Source organism: Yoonia sp. TsM2_T14_4, assembly GCF_049602355.1.
Classification (GTDB): Bacteria; Pseudomonadota; Alphaproteobacteria; order Rhodobacterales; family Rhodobacteraceae; genus Yoonia; species Yoonia vestfoldensis_A.
The window spans coordinates 1,857,973-1,876,735 of the sequence record NZ_CP187137.1 but is presented as its reverse complement, the minus strand read 5'-3'; the positions used below and the strand labels follow the sequence as shown (position 1 = coordinate 1,876,735).

The window sequence follows — 18,763 nt, the reverse complement described above, 5'->3', positions numbered from 1 at the left end:
CGTTCTGACATTCAACAAGGAGAGAAAGATCATGAAGACACTGGCCCTTCTGACGACCACCGCCCTGATCGCTGCCGCCGCCGGACTGGCACAGGCGCAAGAGGTCCGTATCGGCATCGCCGCCGAACCCTATCCGCCGTTTGCCTCGCCCGATGCGGCGGGCAATTGGGTCGGCTGGGAGGTCGAGATCATCGACGCGGTTTGCGCTGCCGCCGCACTTGATTGCGTGCTGACGCCCACCGCATGGGACGGGATCATTCCCGCGCTGGTGTCGGGCCGGATCGACACAATCATGGCGTCGATGTCGATCACCGCAGACCGGATGCAGACCATCGACTTTTCGGACCCCTATTACAACACGCCGACCGTGATTGTGGGTCAGCGCAACATGCAGATGGACGCCTCCCCCGAGAGCCTTGCAGGCAAGGTGCTGGGCGTGCAGGTGTCCACCATCCACCAAAGCTATGCGCAGGCCTATTTCGAAGGTGCGACCGAATTGCGCACCTACCAGACCCAGGACGAGGCGAACCAGGATCTGGCCGCAGGCCGGATCGACGCCACGCAGGCAGATAGCTTGGCGATGGATGATTTCCTTGCCACCGCAGCCGGTGCCTGTTGCGAGGTCAAAGGCGCTGTCGCCGCGGACGAGGCGATCCTTGGTGCCGGCGTCGGTGCTGGTGTGCGCAAAGGCGATGATGCGCTGCGCGAGGCGATCAATACCGGCATCGCCGCGATCATCGCCGATGGCACCTATGACGCGATCACGGCGGGCTATTTCGCCACCTCGATCTTGGGCAACTAGGCCCGGCACGGCGGGTGTTGGACTGGCTTTATGCCCTTTGGCCGGGGCTGGAAACATCGGTCGGTCTTTTGTCCCTCCAGCCGCCGGGCTGGGGGGGTAATCTTTTGCGCGGAGCGTGGGCCAGCGTGCAAATCGCACTTGGCGCTTTCGCGCTGGGGCTGCTGATCGGCACGGCAGGCGCGCTGGGCAAGCTGCATGGCGGGCCGGTCACGCGCGATTTGCTGGCGGTTTATACCGTCGTTGTGCGCGCGGTGCCGGAATTGATCCTGATCCTGATCCTGTATTACGCAGGCACCGATCTGCTTAATCAGGCTTTGCGTGCGCTGGGCCAGCGGCCTGTCGAAATCTCGGGCGTTGTCGCAGGTATCGCTGTGCTGGGGATCGTGCAGGGCGCCTATGCGACCGAGGTGTTGCGCGGCGCCATCCAATCCGTACCGCGCGGCCAGCACGAGGCGGCGCGCGCCTATGGCATGGGGCCGGCGCAGATATTCCGCCGCGTGACCATTCCCGCGATGCTGCCCTTGGCCTTGCCCGGTCTGTCGAACCTGTGGCTGATTGCAACCAAGGATACCGCGCTGCTGGCCATCGTCGGCTTTTCCGAACTGACGCTGGAAACGCGGCAGGCGGCGGGGTCGACGCGGGCCTATTTCACCTTTTTTCTGGCGGCGGGGGCGCTCTATCTGCTGATGACGCTGCTGTCGGGGCGCATCTTTGGCTGGATCGAGGCGCGCTACCGGCGCGGACAGGCTTCGCAATGAACCGACAGCGGATCGCACAAGAGGTATTTGTGCCGCACCGGATTATTATGGTCGCTGTGGCGCTGGGCCTTGTGGTCTGGGCCGCGTTGGCGATGCGCTGGGACTGGATTGCGCGCTATCACGATCTGGCAGTGCAGGGCATCTGGCGGACGCTGTGGCTGCTGGGCTTGAGTTGCCTGATCGGTTTTGCGCTGGCTGTGCCTTTGGGGCTGGCGCAGGCGGCGGGGCCACGGTTTTTGGCAGCACCCGCGCGTGCGTTCTGCACGGTGATCCGTGGCACGCCGCTGTTGTTGCAGCTTTGGCTGATCTATTTTGGCGTTGGCAGCCTGTTTCCGCAATTTCCCTGGATCAGGGAAAGTGAGCTTTGGCCCTATCTGCGGCAGGCATGGCCCTATGCATTGTTAGCTCTTTCGCTTAGTTTTGCAGGCTACGAGGGCGAGGTGATGCGCGGCGCGTTTAAATCCGTCGCGGGCGGTCAATTAGAGGCCGCACGGTCCATGGGCATGGGCCGGTTTGCGATCTTCCGACGCATCTGGTTTCCGCAGGCCCTGCAACGCGCCTTGCCAACCTTGGGCGGCGAAACCGTGCTGCAACTCAAAGCCACGCCCTTGGTCGCCACGATCACGGTGATCGAGATTTACGCCGTGTCCAGCCGTGTGCGCCAGGATACGTTCATCATCTATGAACCGCTGTTGTTGCTGGCGGTGATCTATATGGTGATCGCGGGGCTGCTGGCGCTGGCCTTCAAGCTTTTGGAACAGCGGTTCAATCGCGGGATGCTGGGCTAGCGCGCAGCCCTGTGCCGATGGCATCGGGGGCCACGGCAACCGATTTGATCACAGCGTGACAGGTCTGGCCGGGGGCCAGCCCCAGCGCCTCGGCTGATCTGCGGGTGATGCGTGCGGCAAGCCTGTCTTCGCCCACGGCCAGCGTGACCATCGCGCCGGGGCCCTCGCCAAGGCGCAGATCGCTGATCGTGCCTTGCAGGATGTTCAGTGCCGACAACCCCGCAGGCCGGTCGCGCGACAGGATCACATCCTGCGCCATGATCCGCACCCGCAGGGTCGCGTCTGTCGCATCAGCGATGCGCGGCAGCCACAGCGTGCCTGCTGCCGTTGCCAGTTCCGTCAACCCGTCCGCGTGATGTGCTACAACCCGCACGGTCAACAGCGATGCCGCACCCCGCGCGCCGACCACGGCCACATCGCCCAGCACCTGCCCCGGTGGTCCGCAGGCGATCACGCGGCCCGCGCGCAGGGCGACGACGGTGGTGGCCAGACGCGCCACCTCGGCAGAGGCATGGCTGACATAAAGGATCGGCACCGCCACCTCGTCGCGCAGGCGTTCGAAATAGGGCAGGATTTCGGCCTTGCGCGCCTCGTCCAAGGCGGCCAGCGGTTCATCGGCAAGGATCAGCCTTGGCCCCGACAGCAGCGCGCGCCCGATGGCGACCCGCTGCTTTTCACCCCCCGACAGGGTGGCGGGGCGGCGGGACAGCAGATGGCCGATGCCAAGCATCTCGACCGTGCGGTCCATGCTGGTGGCCTTTGCCTCGCGCGGCGCGAACCAGCGTCCATAGGCAAGGTTCTGGCGCACGCTCATATGCGGGAACAGGCGGGCGTCCTGAAAGATATAGCCGATGCGCCTGCGGTGGGGCGCGCTGTGGTGGCGGCTTGCGGTGTCGGTCAGCACCCAGTCACCTATCGCGATCCGCCCCTGATCGGAGCGCAAGAGGCCCGCCACCGCATTGATCACCGTCGTCTTGCCGGACCCTGAAGGGCCGAACAACACGCTGACGCCGGCTGGCAGGTCAAGATCGACATCAAGATCGAACCCCGCGAAAGCGTGCTGCACCTTGATCCGCAGCGTCATGATCCTGCCACCCGTTGCGCGACCCGCCGCGCGAGGTATTCAGACAAAAGCAGCGCCGCCATGGCAATCACGATGGCGATGATCACCAGTCGCGTTGCCTGTTCCTGCCCGCCCGGCACCTGTAGAAAGGCATAGATCGCCGATGGGATCGTCTGGGTCTGGCCGGGGATATTGGAGACGAAGGTGATCGTGGCACCAAATTCGCCGATCGCCTTGGCAAAGGCCAGGATCGACCCCGCGATGATGCCGGGCAGGATCAGCGGCAGTGTGACTGTGGCAAAAACCCATGCGCGGGACGCGCCCAGCGTGCTGGCGGCGGCTTCGAGCTTGGGGTCCACAGCCTCGATCGCCAGCTTGATCGCGCGCACCATCAGCGGAAAGGCCATGATCGCGGCGGCGACGGCGGCCCCTGTCCAGCGGAATGACAAAACGATACCGAACCATGCATCAAGCACTTCGCCCACCGGCCCGCGCCGCCCCAAGGTGCTCAGCAGCAGATAGCCTGTCACGACGGGGGGCAGGATCAGCGGCAGATGCACGATGCCGTTCAGCAGTTGTTTGCCCCAGAAATTCCAGCGTGCCAGCGCATAGGCGACGAATATGCCCAAGGGCAGGCTGACAACCGTCGCCCAGAACGCCACGCGCACCGACAGGCGCACCGCTTGCCATTCCGCCGGACCCAGCCAGTTTGCCCAATCGCCCCCCATCACTGCACCACGCGGAACCCGTAGCTGCGCCAGATCGCGCGGGCGCTGTCCGATGACAGATACTCCAGAAATGCCGCGGCATGGGCGCTGTCGCTTTGCGCGGTGATCGCGGCGGGATAGATGATCGGCGCATGGCTGTCTGCGGGAAAGGTGCCGATCACGCGGACATTGTCCTGCGCCGCGGCATCGGTGGCATAGACGATGCCGAATGGCGCCTCGTTCAGTGCCACAAAGGCAAGGGCGGTGCGCGGCGTGTCCGATTGTGCCACCAACGGTGCCACGCTGTCCCACAGCCCCAAAGATGTCAGCGCGGCCTTGCCATAGATGCCCGCTGGCACCGCATCGACCATCGCCATTGCCAGCCTTTCGTCGCCCAGCATGCCGGCCAGATCAAGGCTGGCGTCGATGGTCACGGAGGCCGCATCCTGCCCATGCGCGATCAGCACCAGCGTATTGCCCAGAATATCGCGCCGTGTGCCGCCCTGCAGATCGCCCGAGGCTGCGACCGCATCCATCCAGTCCACGCTGGCAGAGATGAAAATATCGGCGGGCGCGCCCTGCTGGATCTGGTGGGCCAGCGTCGATGATCCGGCATAGGATGTCACGGCAGTTTGTCCCGTCTCGGCGGTCCAGGCCTCTGCCACGCGGTCGAGCGCGCCTGTCAGGCTGGCGGCGGCAAAGACCGTGACATCCTGTGCCACCCCGCGCATTGGGGCCGCGATCAGGATCGCTGCAGCAAAAGCTGTGACGATCTGTTGGCGCGCGAAGGCTGTTGGCAAAACGCTTTCTCCTGCTGGCGGGCGTTCCCGACATATCGCAGCAAGCGCGCACCGCAGGCAAGCGTCAACCGCGTTTTGCCGGCGCGCGCAGGGTTTAAGCGCCCTTTAACGATCCTTTAACCATGTTTCGCCACTCTTGTGGCTGGCCGGATGCAAGGTTGCTCTGGCTTGGTGAAATGGGTGCGGTGGTGCGTGGTATGTCGGATGTGTCACGTCATGACGGTCGTGTCGGAAAGCAAGCCTGCGGGCGCGCGATACGACCGGACACCGGACGACCGCGCCTGTCCAAGCGGGTCTTTGACCATGTTGTGGCCCTGCTGCTTTTGGGTCTGCTGGTGCCGGTCGGGGCTATGTTGCTGGTGCTGAACCCGTTTGCGAATGCCGGTCCGCTGATCTATCGGCAGGACCGGATGGGGTATCGGTGCCGCCGGTTCGCCGCGTATAAATTCCGCACCATGCGCTGTGCGACAGGTGCGGCGCGCGGGGCGTTTGACGCGCTGGACGCGGACCGGATCACGGCGCTGGGCCGGGTGCTGCGCAAATCTCGGCTGGATGAATTGCCCCAGATCATCAACGTGCTGCGCGGCGAGATGAGCCTGATCGGCCCGCGTCCTGACAGCTATGACCATGCCTGCGTCTATCTGCGCGACATCGCGGGCTATGGCGCGCGGCACAGCGTGCGGCCCGGTGTCAGCGGTCTGGCGCAGGTCGAGCTGGGCTATGTCGACGGGATCGACGGCATCCGGCGCAAAGTGGCGCTGGACCTGCATTACATCGCCCATGCGTCATTCCGGCTGGACCTGTGGATTGCCTGGCGCACCATCATCGTCGTGCTGGCGCGCAAGGGGGCCTAGAACGGACGGACCCCGCCTTCGCCGATCAGGGCAGCGCAAAGCTTGCCGGTTTTCCATGCGCCGGTGTCGATGGACACCACGCCGTCGCGGATCGCCAGACGCGGCACGATCCGGTGGCCATGCACGCACCAGACCCGGTCGCTGCGCGGCAGCACCCCGAAATCGGGATGCCCCCAGGCCATCGCCTTGGGCAGCTGGTTGGCCAAAGGCAGGGCCGGATCGGCACCTGCATGCAGGACCGCCACATTGCCGCTTTGCCACCAATAGGGCATGTCATGCATCCATGACACGGTCGCGCCCATCGCGGCGCGCAGCGCGTTGCGCGCACGGGAAAGATCGGCCAGGGTGATATCTGCGGGCAGGTCGGTGATGCCATAGCTGGCCAGCGTGGTCCGCCCGCCATAGCGCAGCCATGTCCGGCCCATTTTGCGCGGTTGGCGCAGAAAGCGCAGCAACAGGTCTTCGTGATTACCGCGCAGGCAGGTCAGGTCGATCCGCCCCGCGTGGTCGTGCAACAAGCGCAGCACGCCCGCGCTGTCGGGGCCATGGTCGATGTAATCGCCCACCAGCACGACCGGCAAGGCGCGCGCCACGGCACGTTCCAGCACGGGGGCCAGCAGATCGGCGCGCCCATGCACATCGCCGATGGCGACAAAAGGCCGGTCCGGCGCGGGTGGTGCTGCGTCAAAGCCAAAAGGGGGCAGATAATCGGGCAAAGGCATGGCCGCCGTTCTAGCGCAACGATCACTGGCTTGGCCAGAGGCTGCGCCAGCGCCGTTGCATCTGGTGCCGCACGGTCGTGCAACATGGTTTTCAGACAAAAGCGGCATGATGACGGCTGCAACCACTCAGGAGTCTCCGATGCCCGATCCTTTTAGCGCCGATTATGTCAACCTGACCTCGCCCGCCGTGGCGCATTACGTCGTCACACCCTCGGACAGTGCGGATCTGCCGGTGCGCCCGCGCGCGATTTTCGTGCAAAGCGCAGGTACCGCGGCCTTGCAGGACAAGGACGGGCAGGTCGTGACCTATGATGTCGCGGCAGGTGCGGTTTTGTCGATCCGGCCGGTGCGGGTGCTGGCCAGCGGGACGACGGCGCAGCTTGTGGCGTGGTATTGATCCATGATCGGGCTAGAGCTGTCACCCGCCTCTACCGGCCATACTGCACCCGACCCTCTGGCGGCGTTTTTTGCCATGGGCCGCGGCGCGCATGTGGCCCTTGGCCCCGGCCCGCAAGGCGGGCTGAGCATCTGGACCGAGACCGGCCCCGCAACCGCCGCCTGTCTGCGGTTGGACGGGGCTAATGCCGGCACAAGGCTGTCGTGGCGCGAAACGCTGAGCTGTGCGTTGCGCAAGGTCTATCCGGTGGCAGCCTTTGGTCTGTCGGCGGGCTGGTCGCAGTTGCAATCTTCGGGCTCTGGCCTGTCGGGCAGCTATACCGGCAACCGTGCTGTCAGCACCACCTCGCTGACCGCCACGATCAGCGTGACGGTGGACCGCGCCAAACCCTATGACCTTTGGGTCTGTTTCACGGGGCGCATTGCGGGGGGCTATTGCCGTGTCGATATCGACGGGGGGCAGGCTTTGGTCGATGCGATTGGTGATCCGGCGGGGCTGGGGTTCAAGGCGTTCAGCACCCAGACCGCCACCGACATGCAGCGCCGCCGCAGCATCCGCGTGGCCACCGGCCTGACCGGCAGCCATGTCGTGACCCTGTCGCATGGCGGGGCGGCGACACCGGGTGGCACTAGCCTGATGATCGAGGCTGTGGCGCTGTCGGCCGATCTGTCCGATGACGGCATCCTGCCCCCCGTCTGGCAGCCTGCAACCGCTTATGTCATGGGCGACGAGGTGCAATGGCAAGGCACCTTTTATGCCGCCCGCGCGACGGGTGTCAGCGGCACCACACCCCCTGTGCATCTGTCAGGCATCAGCGGTGATGGCGCGCTGGACTGGCGTGCAGATAACCGCCCGACCTATCCGCTGTTTCAGGCGGTTGATTACGCCTCCGAGCGTGAATATGCCGCGCGCGTCAGAATTGCGGGTACCACCACCGAAATCGGCGGCCAGACCCATGGCCACGAGGCGCTCGTGGCGCGCAGCGTGACGCTGGACGCACAGCCTTTTGTGCCAACGACCAGCGGCACCGGCCTGTCCGTCGGGGCCGAGATTGCTACCTTTGAGAACACCACTTGGCAGGGGGCGACGGGTGGTCCTATCGGCACCTGCCAGCTGATCCGCCGGATCACGCCGGGTGCGGTGCGCCATGACGTGCAGGTCACGGCAACAGGGCCAGATGCGGTGTTCGACTGGCTTTATCTCGGGATGCTTCCTTTCGTGCATTGGGACGGGGAAAGTGGTGCTCTGGCTGTGCAACAAGTTGCCGGACCTGCGGGCCTTATCAGCATCGGTGATCTCGCAGGCACAAGCCCTGCGCAGATCAGCCTTGGCGCGACCGCGCGGCTGAGTCTGGTCGGGCGCGCGCTGACGGGTGATCTGCGCTATGGCTGTCAGGTGGTCGCCACGGGCGTCGCGGGCAATCTGGTCGGGCCGGTCAGCACATTCCTGCGGCCCAATATCGAGGCACGCGCCGCCGCAGGACCGCTTGACTGGACCGCCAAGGCCTATTTCGCAGCAGACCTGCCTGCAGGCACGGTGATGCAGGCGGGTGATGTGATCGGGTTTTCCAGCCGCCACGTTCTGGCGGTCACGCCGGTTCAGGCGTGAAAATAACCGCGCCCATATTGGGCGAAACCGACACCACCGCGCTGCGCTTGTTTGCGGATGTCGATCTGCGTAAGCGTCACGCCGGTCACAGCCACCCCGGCCGCGGCGAGCTTGTCGGCGGCGGCCAGCACCACGGCGGGGGGCGTTTTGTCCCATCGGACCGCAAGGATCACCGCATCGCACTGGCGCGCCAGCACCACGGCATCCGCCACAGGCACCACGGGCGGCGCGTCGATGATGACCACATCATAGGCCGCGCGCGCCTGTGCGATCACATCGGCCAGCGCGGGCGCAAACAGGGTTTCACCGCCCGCCGCATGCTGTGCGCCACCCGCCAGCAGATCGACCCCGGGGATCGGGCTTGGTTCGGTCGCCGCCCCAAGGCCGATATGGCCAAGGATCACCGCAGCCAGCCCGTCTGTCCCCGCCAGCGCAAAATAGCGCCGGAACGATCCGCGCCGCAGGTCTGCATCTACCAGCAGCACGCGTTTGCCCAACAGAGCCAGCGCATGTGCCAGCCCGATGGCCTGCGTCGTCTTGCCTTCGCCCGGGATCGCCGAGGTGGACAGGATGACCTGCGGCGGCTTTGTGCCATGCAGCATCAGCGCGGTGCGCAGATGCCGATAGCCTTCGGTCGCGGCCGATGCTGTGCTGACATCAAGTGCCGCCAGCAGCCGTGCGGGCCTGCGTGAGGGCAACAGCGGCAGCTGCGCCAGAACCGGCAGGCCGGTGGCATCCTGCAAGGCCGCCGCATCGGTGAACCCACGGCGCAGGCTGTGACGCAGCGCCACCAGCATCAGCCCGCCCAGCCCCCCGACCATGGCCGCGATCTGCACCATCAGCAGCTTTTGTGGCCCGATATAGCGCGCCTCGGTCGCGGCGTTGAGCACGCGACTGTCGGGGGCGATTTGTGCGGCACCCAGCGTCAATGCGCGCAGTTCTTGTTGATAGCCGGCCTGCTGTGCGATGGCCATGTCCAGATCGCGCTGCATCCGGTCGCGGGCATGGCTGGCTGCGGTCAGCGCCTGCAGCGCAGCGGCCAGATCGGCGCGGTTGGTCTGCAAGGCGGCAATCTGGGCGGTCAGCCGCTGGGTATTGGCGGTGTCGCTGGCGCGTGCAAGCGCGGCTTGGGCGCTGGCCAGCCGTGCTGTGGTGTCTTGCAGGTCATGGCCCAACCGGTCGGGGCGCGTCGGGTCGTGCAGGCCCGCCCGCGCGACCAGATCGGTGATCGCGGCCTCTATTGCTGTCTGGTGCGAGCGCAGGTCAGCCGATCTTGCGCCCAGCAAGGCGATGCTGGCCGCCGTCGCATCCTGTTTGCGCGCCACCTGATCGGCCAGATAGACCACTGCCAGCGTGTTCGCGATGGCCATGGCGCGGTCGGGGTCGCCTGTCGTGACGGTGACGCGCAACAGATCGCTGTCGCGCGGAGTCTCGACACGGATCGCGGCCCGCAGGTTCTGGACCAGCTTGCTGGCGATGGCCGCGTCATCGGGGACGGGTTCGCTGCGGCCTTGCAACAGGTTCCGCAGCGTCGTGCGCAACCCGCGCGGCGACAGCGGTGGCACCGGCGTCAGATAGCGGTTGAAGGCGGGGTCGTCTTGCAGGTCCAGCGTTGCGATCACCTGTTCCAGAATGGGTGTCGCCAACAGGATCTGAACCTGCGTGCCAGGCGGAACATCTGTGCTGGTTTGGCCTGGTATTGCAAACGCTGGAGTTGTGCGAATTTCAATGATCGTGACGGCGGCATGTTGCGGGCGCGCGATGGTAAAGCCGTAATACCCCGCCATCAGAACTGCCAAAAAGGTTGTGAGCACCACAACCCATTTTCCCGCCCATAAGACCCTAAAAATATGGCGAATATCGACAGCTGCAGGCTGATCAACTTCGATCAGAGCGGGCATGGATTGTGACATGGAACGCGGCATCGGCGGGGCTTTCTTGGGCATTGCGACCCGATGAGGAAACCATAAACCAGTTAACACAAAATTAATCACAATGAAGGCAAGATCAACCATAGAGATAGTTTGCGTGCGCTGTTCAAGTGGTTTTGTTGTATGATGGCTTTCTTGCGATATTGCCTGAATCAGCCCGTCGGTATCGCGATGACGGTGCGTGCCGCGCTGGTGGCGGGCAATGTCGCAGTGCTGTTTGGGCTGGCGCTGTGGCTGGGGCTGGACGGCTTTGGCGGGCTGATCGTGCTGTGGGGGCTGGCGCTGGTGGCGGCGACCTGTCTGGGGTTTGGCGGGCCGCTGATCTTGTTGGCACGGCTGGGGGATGGCGCGGGGATGCATCCGCGCGCTGTCATCGGGCTTTGCATCGGCTGGCCTGTGCTGGCGGCTTGCGGGGCGGGCTTGGCCTTGCGGCTGGTCTGGCCAGAGCTGCCATGGCTGGCTGTGCTGGCGGTGGCGGTTGTGGTCAATCTGGCATCCTGCCTTGCCAGCATCCTGCGCGCCTTGGGGTCGGTGCATCTGTCGATGATCCTGCGCGACGGGGCCCCGATGGTGGCGCTGGGGGCGGCGGGGTTGCTGCTGGCAGAGCCTGCGGCGATCCTGTGGGGCATGGCCACGGGGTTGGGGGTGATCTGTCTGGGCGCGGCGGTGCTGGTTTTGTCGCATCCGCAGCGCGCATCGGTGATCAGCGATAGCAGGCCGGGGGCAGGCTTGGCGGCTGATCTGTGGGCGACGACGGTGCTGGGCATGGGGCTGGCGCAGGTCGATATCATTGTGGGCGGGCAGTTTCTGACACCGGAACAGATCGGGGTCTATGCATTGCTGCGACGGGTGGCGAACCTTGTCGCGCTGCCGTTGTCGGTGGCGACATGGGTCAGCGCGGGGCCGATCAGCGCCGCCCATACCGCCCGCGACACCGCTGCCCTGCAAAGCGCCAGTGACGCCGGCGCGCGGATCGCCTTGTTGCCGGGGCTGGGGCTGGCGATGCTGAGTCTGCTGGCGCTGCCGGTATTGGCGATCTGGGTGCCGGACTTGCCGGTGCCGGTGCTGCTGGTGCTGTTGGGCGGCACGCTGGTGCAACTGGCCTTTGCGCAGGGGATGAGCGTTGCCACGCTGACCGGGCGGGGCGATCTGGCCGCGGGGGCGCGGTTGGCGGGGGTGGCGGGCTATGTGGCGGCAGTTGTGCTTTTCGCGCCGCTTGATCCGTTGCGCAATGCGCTGGCTGCTGCGCTGGCGACCAGCCTTTGCGCCGGGCTGCTCTGGCTTTGGGTCTGGCGCAGCATGGGGATCGACACCCTTGCCCGCCCGATGCGGAGGCGCGCATGGCAGCTATCCTGATCATCGCGCTTGCCGCACTTTGCACGCTGTTGCCGTTCTGGATCGCGGCACGGCACGGGCTGCTGGGCTGGGTGTCGCCGCTGCATCTGTTGGGCTATTTCTGCGGGCTGGGATTTCTGGCCAAGGCCGTCGCCTATGCCGCTGCCCCTGATCTGGCATTTTACGCACGCTTCGATCCTGCACCCGGCGCGGCGCTGGTGGGGGCGATCTATCTGGGGGGCTTTGTCGCGCTGATCTGTCTGGGCTACCTTTTGGCCTGCAAACCGCAGCCCGCCGCCGCGCAGATCATTGCCGCGCGCGCGGTCGCGGCAGGCGTGCAGCCGATGGGCGCGCTGGTGGGTATCGCGCTGGCCGTCAGTGTGGTGACGGTGCTGCTGATCCTGCAGGTGCGCGGCGCAGCGCCGGGCGAGGCGGGCGTGATCGCCGCGCTGAACCGCGTCAAGCAGATCAACGTCAATGCCGATGGTGTGGGCGCGACGCTGGCCGGGATCAAGACGCTGTTCGTGATCCCCAAATATGTTTTTGTGCTGTGCCTTGCGCAGACGATCCTGCATCCGCGCCCGGCCTTGTTGGGTATGACGCTTGCGCTGGGGGCGGCGCTTTTGGGGATCGCGCTGGTGTCGGGGGACCGGTTCGAACTGGTGGAACTGGCCATTTATGCGCTGGCCACCCATGCCGTTCTGGGCGGACGGATCGGCTGGCGGCAAGGCGCGCTGGGGCTGGCTGGCGCCACGGCGATCGTGATGCTGTCGGCTTATATGACAGAACTGCGGCTGGGCGCGCAGGGTGCCAGCCTGCTGCGCCAGATCATCGGATCGACCTATTTTCTGGATATCAACGTGGCGGTGATGGTCACCGGCCATCTGGAACCGGCGCAGATGCTGTTGGGGCAAAGCTATGGCTGGTGGGTCTTTGGCTGGGTGCCGCGCGACATCTGGCCGGACAAGCCCGCGATTGATCTTGGCGTCTATTTCAAGCGCGAGGTGATGGGGATCACCACAGGCGGCGCGTTCAACGTCACCGGCCCGGGCGAGGCGTTCATCAACTTTGGCTGGGCGGGGCTGGCAGTAGCCCCCGCGCTGGGCTGGGCGTTTCGTGTGGGCGAGGCGTTCTTGCTGGATGCGCAGCGCACCGCGCGGACGGGGGCGGCATTTTTGTATCCGATCCTGTTTTATCCCTTTGTCCAAGCCTGCCTGCAATCGTCGTTCAGCGCCTTCATCGTCGGGGCCGCGGCGCAATTGGTGCTGATCGTGATGATCCGCACGTACTTTGTCCGCCCGCTGCACTGGCGGGCCGTACGAATCGAAAGGCTGTCCCATGCATAACATTGTTCTGCGCGTCCTGCGCCTGCCTGCGCAAATCCACCGCCGAGCGGGGCTGATCCTTGCGACGCTGTGGCACCGTGCGACGCTCGCGCAGGTGGGCGCAGGCAGCCGGTTCCAGCCCGGTGTGCGGTTTGATGATCCGTCCTCGGTCATCATCGGGGCGGGCTGCTATTTCTGGCGCGGTGTTGCGGTTTCGGCCGAGATCGGGCGCGCCGGTCTGCGCATCGGGGATGGTGTGCAGATCAACCGCGGGGTGCATCTGGATACGACGGGCGGGCTGGTGATTGGGGATGACACGCTGATTTCCGAAGCGGCGGTGATCTATACCCATGATCACGGACTGCACCCTTGGGCGGTGCCCGTTCCGATGGTCAAGACCATCGGAACGGGCGTCTGGATCGGCCTGCGTGCGGTGATCCTGCCGCAGTGCCGCCGGATCGGGGATCATGCGGTGATCGGGGCGGGGGCCGTGGTGACGCGCGATGTGCCTGCAGGCGCTGTCGTCGCGGGCAATCCCGCGCGGATCATCGGTCAGCGCGCAAAGGTGGCAGCATGAAGGTTTTGCATGTGACCCCCAGCTTTTATCCCGCGACATTCTGGGGCGGGCCGATCTTTTCGACCAAGGCGATCTGTGACGGGATTGCGGCCGCGCCTGATTTTAGCCTGCGCGTGCTGACCACCGATGCCGCGGGACCTGCGGTGCGCGACAGGTTGCGCCGCGTGCCGCTGCCTTACCGCGTTGATTACACCCGCCGGATCGCAGGACATAGCATCGCGCCGGGGCTGCTGGCGCGGTTGCCTGCGGCGATGCTTTGGGCCGATGTCGTGCATCTGACCGGCACCTATTCCTTTCCGACATTGCCGGTGCTGGGTCTGGCGCGGGCCTTGCGCAAGCCGCTGGTCTGGTCACCGCGCGGGGCGTTGCAGGCGACGCAAGACTGGCCCGCCGCGCCGCGCCTGCGCGCAAAGCAAGCGTTCGAACAGGCCGCCAACCTGCTCCGCCCGGCGCAGACCATCTTGCATGTCACCGCCCCGATCGAGGCGGCAGCAAGCCGCGCGCGCCTGCCGGATATTCAGGTGACGGTAATCCCCAATTGCGTGACGATCCCACCCGTGACCAAGCGACCCTACCGTCCGCAAGGCGCATTGCGGCTGATGTATCTGGGGCGGCTGCATCCGAAAAAGGGCGTTGATCTGCTGATCGCGGCGATGGCGGCGCTGCCTGTGCATGTCACGCTGGATATCTATGGCACGGGCATTCCGGCGCATGAAGCGGGGCTGCGCGCGGCAGCGGCGGGCGATCCGCGCATAAGGTTTCACGGCGATGTGCAGGCCAGTGCAAAGGCCCGCGCCTTTGGGCGTGCCGATCTATGTGTGCTGCCCAGCCACAGCGAGAATTTCGGCATCACCGTGGCCGAGGCGCTGGCGCATCGCGTGCCGGTCCTGACGACGACCGACACACCCTGGCGCAGGCTGGCGATGATGGCGGCGGGGGCCTGCATCGACCCTGCATGCGATGATCTGGCCGAGGCGATCCTGCGGCTGGGGGCGGGTGATCTTGCCGCGATGGGCGCGCGCGGGCGCGACTGGATGATCCGCGATTTCGCCCCCGATGCGATGGTTGCGGGTTTCGCCAGCCTTTATCGCAGCCTTGCCACCGGCGAGCCGCAAATGGTGAACGCATGACGATGCAGGTCAATATCACCGCCAACCGGCGCCGGCGCAATTGGTCGGGGCAGGCGCAGGCCGGGCGCGTTTTATGGGGGCTGTGCCACCCCTTGTTCCGGTTCAGCCCGCGCCCGTTCTGGGCATGGCGGGTCTGGTTGCTGCGGCTGTTCGGCGCAAGGATCGGGCGCGAGGTGCATATCCATCCCACCGTGCGCATCACTATCCCCTGGCATCTGCATATCGAGGATCAGGCCGCCGTAGGCGACAATGCGATCCTTTATGCGCTGGGGCCGATCCATATCGGGCCGCGTGCCACGGTCTCGCAGCATGCGCATCTATGTGCGGGCAGCCATGATTGGCGCGATCCGGCGCGCCCCTTGTTGCGGCCTGCCATCGTGATCGGGCCGGATGCCTGGGTCTGCACGGATGCTTTTGTGGGGCCGGGTGTGGTGATCCGGGCCGGGGCGATCCTTGGCGCGCGCGGCGTGGCGCTGCGTGATCTGCCCGCGCGCCATATCGGGCAGGGTAATCCGATGATCACAAGGCCGATGGATGACTGACTTGACCGTCATCATCCTGACCCGTGACGAGGCGCTGCATCTGCCCCGCGCGCTGGTGTCGGTGCAGGGCATCGCCACCCGCGTTGTCGTGGTGGATAGTGGATCGACCGACGCCACCGTCCAGATCGCGCGGGATGCGGGGGCCGATGTCTGGCAGCACCCCTGGACCAATCATGCGCAACAATTCAACGGGGCACTGGACCGGCTCGAGACCGGCACCGGCTGGGTGCTGCGGCTGGATGCGGACGAATATCTGACGCCGGACCTCGCTGCGCAGATCGCTGTGGGCCTGCCCGATGTGGCGGGTATCACGGTCGGGCGCAGCATGTGGTTCCAAGGCCAGCCGGTCCGCTATGGTGGCCTGTTTCCCGCCCGGATGCTGCGGCTGTTTCGCCACGGCCAAGGTCGGGTCGAGCCGCGCTGGATGGACGAACATATCGTCGTGAACGGCGCTGTCGCGCATCTGTCTGGCGGGATCATCGACGACAACCGCAAACCGCTTGATTGGTGGATCGCCAAGCACAACGCCTATGCCAGCCGCGAGGTGGTGGATATCCTGAACCAGCGCCACGGGTTTTTGCCCGCAGATGTGGCGCCGTCAGGGGCGGCCGGGGTGAAACGCTGGATCAAGCACCATCTTTATGCGCGGCTGCCCGGCGGGCTGCGGGCGGGTGTGTATTTTCTGTATCGCTATATCCTGCGCGGCGGCTTTCGGGATGGCGCGCAGGCCCGCGCGTTCCATGTCCTGCAAGGGTTCTGGTACCGCTATCTGGTCGATGCCAAACTGGCCGAGGTGGAACGTTTCATGGCGCAAAATGATGCTGGTCCCGCCGCCGCGATCCATGCCGTGCTAGAGATCGACCTGTTTGCCCAAACCCGAAGCGAGGCCGCATGAAAATATCCGTCGTCACCGCGGTGCGCAACGGGGCCGCAACCTTGCCACGGATGCTCGATAGTCTGCGGGCGCAGACGCATGACGAACTGGAGCATGTCATTCAGGACGGCGGGTCAACCGATGGCACGCTGGATGTGCTGCGCGCGCAGGGGCTGGATGGCATGGCGCTGGTTTCGGCCCCTGACGGCGGGATCTATCAGGCGATCAACGCCGGCATCCGGCGCGCGACGGGCGATGTGATCGGGGTGTTGCATGCCGATGATGTGCTGGCGGATGCATCCGTTCTGGCGCGTGTGGCGCAGGCGTTGGCGGACCCTGCCATCGATGGGGTTTACGGCGATCTGCATTATGTCGCGCGCGCCGATGCGTCCCGCGTGATCCGGCATTGGCAAGCGGGACCGTTCGACCCGCGTGCTCTTGCGCGTGGCTGGATGCCGCCGCATCCGACGCTTTACCTGCGGCGCGCTGTGTTTGATCGTGCGGGGCTTTACGATACCAGCTATCGCATTTCGGGCGATTACGACGCGATGCTGCGGTTTTTGACGACAGGGCAGGTGCGGCTGGCCTATATCGCGCATGTCATGGTGCGGATGCAGATGGGCGGGGCCAGCAACCGCAGTTTTGCCCAGATGATCCGCAAAAGCCGCGAGGATTACCGCGCAATCAGAGCCCATAACGTGGGCGGAATCGGCACGCTGGTCGCCAAGAACCTGTCGAAACTGCCGCAATTCTGGGGGCAGTTCTAGGCAGGGCTGCGGGCGACACAACGCCTAGCGTCCGGTGATGCCTTCGCGCGGCGGCAAGGGCCGCGGGGTTGTCACATTCTGCGAGTTGCGGCGTTCGTAAAACGCATTTCCCCCCGTCGTCAGGACATAATGGATATTGTTGAACGACGCCCGATAGCTCGCGGCATGAAAGAACATGGCCTGCGCAATGTCAGGGTGTCTTTCGCCTGCAAGAACCGCCTGTGCGGCCGCGCGTGCCATGGGCGCTGACCGGCTGTCCATCCGCTTGGACATCACGCCGGGGGCGAATTGATTTTTCTGGCGGACCACGCCGCAGACCGTGTTGGGAAAAGCGTCGGCCTCGACCCTGTTCATCACCACGCTGCCCACCGCGATCATGCCGTCCCTGCTGGAGCGGATCGATTCAAAATACATCGCGCGCGCCATGCAGTCGATATCGGCAGAGGGCGCCCTCAACGACGACCCCGATGGCCCGCCGCAGGCCGCAAGCAGCGCAAGGCAGGCCAGCGCCAAACCGAACGGTCGGCGTGGCAAACAGCGTTGTACCATCATGCCTTCACCGGCGCACCGCCTTCAAAGCTGTTCACCCCGTGATAGCCGATGGCGTCTTGTTGCATCTGCAAATGCAGCCCGTCGCCGGTATAGGGATGGGCGCGGGCCAGATCCTCGTCGAAATCAATCCCCAGACCGGGGGCCGTGGGGACGGGGATATAGCCACCTTCGACGCTCAGGCTGTTCTTGATCAGCGCCATGTGGAACGGCGTTTCAATCGTTTCGGCCATCAGGATATTGGGGATCGATGCGGCCAGCTGGATATTGGCCGCCCATTCGACAGGGCCTGCGTAAAGATGCGGGGCCACCTGCGCGTTATAGACCTCGGCCATGGCGGCGATTTTCTTGGTCTCCCAGATACCGCCCGACCGGCCAAGTGCCGGTTGCAGGATCGTCGCCGCCCCGCTGCGCAACACAGTGGCAAATTCGGCCTTGGTGGTCAGCCTTTCACCCGTGGCAATCGGGATCGGCACCGCCCCTGCGACCTTGGCCATTTCGGCCACGTTGTCGGGTGGAATGGGTTCTTCGTACCACAGCGGGCTATAGGGCGCGATGGCCTGGCCCAGCCGGATCGCGCCGCCGGTGCTGAACTGGCCATGGGTGCCGAACAGCAGGTCGGCACGGTCGCCCACAGCCTCGCGGATTTGTTTGCAAAAGGCGACCGACAGCGACAGGTCATGCATCGACGGCATATGCCCGCCGCGGATCGTATAGGGGCCGGCTGGGTCGAATTTCACCGCCGTATAGCCTTGCTCTACCATATCGAGCGCCACTTCGGCCGCCATGTCGGGGTTGGACCAGAAGTCGGGCAACGGATGCGTGGGGCGCGGATAAAGATAGGTATAAGCGCGGATCCGGTCATTCGTGCGCCCGCCGATCAGCGCATGCACGGGCCTGTCGCGGTCTTTGCCCAGAATGTCCCAACAGGCCATTTCAAGCCCCGACCACGCGCCGATCACCGTTAGGTCAGGGCGCTGGGTAAAGCCGGACGAATAGACGCGGCGGAACATCAATTCGATATTTTCGGGGTTTTCGCCTGCCATGTGGCGCGCGAAAACATCGGTGATGACGGCCTTCATGGCCTCTGGCCCGACCGAGGAGGCATAGCATTCGCCGTAACCCACGACGCCGGTGTCGGTCGTGATCTTGGGGATGATCCAGTACCGTCCGCCCCAGCCGGGGGCAGGGGGGGCGGTGATGATGATGTCGAGATCGGCAAGTTTCATGGTAT

20 protein-coding genes are annotated in these 18,763 nt (G+C 65.2%); 13 read left to right on the top strand and 7 right to left on the bottom strand.

Going from position 1 to position 18,763, the window contains the following annotated elements:
* The first annotated feature begins 31 nt into the window (after positions 1 to 31).
* From ACPF9B_RS09285 to ACPF9B_RS09275, 3 genes are read left to right on the top strand one after another with little or no spacing between them, the layout of a single operon-like run.
* Positions 32 to 802 carry a transporter substrate-binding domain-containing protein gene (locus ACPF9B_RS09285; RefSeq protein ID WP_040483041.1) on the top strand — a complete coding sequence of 257 codons (771 nt, stop codon included), beginning with the start codon at positions 32 to 34 and terminating at the stop codon, positions 800 to 802.
* Positions 803 to 816: 14 nt separating this feature from the next.
* Positions 817 to 1,560: an ABC transporter permease gene (locus ACPF9B_RS09280; protein ID WP_424176928.1), complete on the top strand. Its 744-nt coding sequence runs from the start codon at positions 817 to 819 to the stop codon at positions 1,558 to 1,560.
* Positions 1,557 to 2,348 (top strand): ABC transporter permease, encoded by a 792-nt coding sequence (locus tag ACPF9B_RS09275; protein ID WP_424176926.1) that lies wholly within the window; start codon positions 1,557 to 1,559, stop codon positions 2,346 to 2,348. The genes ACPF9B_RS09280 and ACPF9B_RS09275 overlap by 4 nt, the downstream gene beginning before the upstream one ends.
* Here the strand turns inward: ACPF9B_RS09275 and modC are convergent.
* The 3 genes from modC to modA are packed head-to-tail and all read right to left on the bottom strand — an operon-like array spanning position 2,326 to position 4,918.
* Entirely contained in the window at positions 2,326 to 3,432 is a 1,107-nt protein-coding gene (gene modC / locus ACPF9B_RS09270) for a molybdenum ABC transporter ATP-binding protein (RefSeq protein ID WP_424176924.1), read from the bottom strand. The genes ACPF9B_RS09275 and modC overlap by 23 nt on opposite strands.
* Positions 3,429 to 4,139, bottom strand: a complete 711-nt coding sequence (modB, locus tag ACPF9B_RS09265; RefSeq protein WP_424176922.1) for a molybdate ABC transporter permease subunit — start codon at positions 4,137 to 4,139, stop codon at positions 3,429 to 3,431. The genes modC and modB overlap by 4 nt, the downstream gene beginning before the upstream one ends.
* On the bottom strand, positions 4,139 to 4,918 hold the full coding sequence (gene modA, locus ACPF9B_RS09260; RefSeq protein ID WP_424176920.1) for a molybdate ABC transporter substrate-binding protein: 780 nt from the start codon (positions 4,916 to 4,918) through the stop codon (positions 4,139 to 4,141). Before modA ends, modB begins: the two co-directional genes overlap by 1 nt.
* 122 nt (positions 4,919 to 5,040) lie before the next feature.
* On the opposite strand from modA, the gene ACPF9B_RS09255 reads away from it, so the two are divergent.
* The gene (locus tag ACPF9B_RS09255) at positions 5,041 to 5,772 is read left to right on the top strand and encodes a sugar transferase (RefSeq protein ID WP_424176918.1); all 732 of its coding nucleotides are present in this window, start codon (positions 5,041 to 5,043) and stop codon (positions 5,770 to 5,772) included.
* Here the strand turns inward: ACPF9B_RS09255 and ACPF9B_RS09250 are convergent.
* Positions 5,769 to 6,494: a metallophosphoesterase gene (locus ACPF9B_RS09250; protein WP_424176916.1), complete on the bottom strand. Its 726-nt coding sequence runs from the start codon at positions 6,492 to 6,494 to the stop codon at positions 5,769 to 5,771. The two genes, ACPF9B_RS09255 and ACPF9B_RS09250, sit on opposite strands and share 4 nt — an antisense overlap.
* Before the next feature lie 139 nt (positions 6,495 to 6,633).
* Between ACPF9B_RS09250 and ACPF9B_RS09245 the strand changes: the two genes are divergently transcribed.
* The gene (locus tag ACPF9B_RS09245; RefSeq protein WP_007204158.1) at positions 6,634 to 6,891 is read left to right on the top strand and encodes a spike base protein, RCAP_Rcc01079 family; all 258 of its coding nucleotides are present in this window, start codon (positions 6,634 to 6,636) and stop codon (positions 6,889 to 6,891) included.
* Positions 6,892 to 6,894: 3 nt separating this feature from the next.
* Entirely contained in the window at positions 6,895 to 8,499 is a 1,605-nt protein-coding gene (locus tag ACPF9B_RS09240; protein ID WP_424176914.1) for a hypothetical protein, read from the top strand.
* On the opposite strand, the gene ACPF9B_RS09235 is transcribed toward ACPF9B_RS09240, so the two are convergent.
* The gene (locus tag ACPF9B_RS09235) at positions 8,490 to 10,445 is read right to left on the bottom strand and encodes a polysaccharide biosynthesis tyrosine autokinase (protein ID WP_424176912.1); all 1,956 of its coding nucleotides are present in this window, start codon (positions 10,443 to 10,445) and stop codon (positions 8,490 to 8,492) included. The genes ACPF9B_RS09240 and ACPF9B_RS09235 overlap by 10 nt on opposite strands.
* A gap of 108 nt (positions 10,446 to 10,553) precedes the next feature.
* Here ACPF9B_RS09235 and ACPF9B_RS09230 point away from each other — a divergent pair, with 108 nt between their 5' ends.
* From ACPF9B_RS09230 to ACPF9B_RS09200, 7 genes are read left to right on the top strand one after another with little or no spacing between them, the layout of a single operon-like run.
* Positions 10,554 to 11,786, top strand: a complete 1,233-nt coding sequence (locus ACPF9B_RS09230; protein ID WP_424176910.1) for a lipopolysaccharide biosynthesis protein — start codon at positions 10,554 to 10,556, stop codon at positions 11,784 to 11,786.
* Positions 11,771 to 13,111 carry an oligosaccharide repeat unit polymerase gene (locus tag ACPF9B_RS09225; RefSeq protein ID WP_424176908.1) on the top strand — a complete coding sequence of 447 codons (1,341 nt, stop codon included), beginning with the start codon at positions 11,771 to 11,773 and terminating at the stop codon, positions 13,109 to 13,111. The genes ACPF9B_RS09230 and ACPF9B_RS09225 overlap by 16 nt, the downstream gene beginning before the upstream one ends.
* Positions 13,104 to 13,667, top strand: a complete 564-nt coding sequence (locus tag ACPF9B_RS09220; protein WP_424176906.1) for an acyltransferase — start codon at positions 13,104 to 13,106, stop codon at positions 13,665 to 13,667. The genes ACPF9B_RS09225 and ACPF9B_RS09220 overlap by 8 nt, the downstream gene beginning before the upstream one ends.
* Positions 13,664 to 14,797, top strand: coding sequence for a glycosyltransferase (locus ACPF9B_RS09215; RefSeq protein WP_424176904.1), 1,134 nt, complete (start codon positions 13,664 to 13,666; stop codon positions 14,795 to 14,797). Before ACPF9B_RS09220 ends, ACPF9B_RS09215 begins: the two co-directional genes overlap by 4 nt.
* Entirely contained in the window at positions 14,794 to 15,339 is a 546-nt protein-coding gene (locus ACPF9B_RS09210; protein WP_424176902.1) for an acetyltransferase, read from the top strand. Before ACPF9B_RS09215 ends, ACPF9B_RS09210 begins: the two co-directional genes overlap by 4 nt.
* Positions 15,332 to 16,234, top strand: a complete 903-nt coding sequence (locus tag ACPF9B_RS09205) for a glycosyltransferase family 2 protein (protein WP_424176900.1) — start codon at positions 15,332 to 15,334, stop codon at positions 16,232 to 16,234. Before ACPF9B_RS09210 ends, ACPF9B_RS09205 begins: the two co-directional genes overlap by 8 nt.
* The gene (locus tag ACPF9B_RS09200) at positions 16,231 to 16,980 is read left to right on the top strand and encodes a glycosyltransferase family 2 protein (RefSeq protein ID WP_424176898.1); all 750 of its coding nucleotides are present in this window, start codon (positions 16,231 to 16,233) and stop codon (positions 16,978 to 16,980) included. Before ACPF9B_RS09205 ends, ACPF9B_RS09200 begins: the two co-directional genes overlap by 4 nt.
* A 24-nt stretch (positions 16,981 to 17,004) precedes the next feature.
* Here ACPF9B_RS09200 and ACPF9B_RS09195 read toward each other — a convergent pair whose 3' ends face one another.
* Positions 17,005 to 17,529, bottom strand: coding sequence for a cell wall hydrolase (locus ACPF9B_RS09195; protein ID WP_424180394.1), 525 nt, complete (start codon positions 17,527 to 17,529; stop codon positions 17,005 to 17,007).
* Positions 17,529 to 18,758 (bottom strand): mandelate racemase/muconate lactonizing enzyme family protein, encoded by a 1,230-nt coding sequence (locus tag ACPF9B_RS09190; protein WP_424176896.1) that lies wholly within the window; start codon positions 18,756 to 18,758, stop codon positions 17,529 to 17,531. Before ACPF9B_RS09190 ends, ACPF9B_RS09195 begins: the two co-directional genes overlap by 1 nt.
* Positions 18,759 to 18,763: the final 5 nt, after the last annotated feature.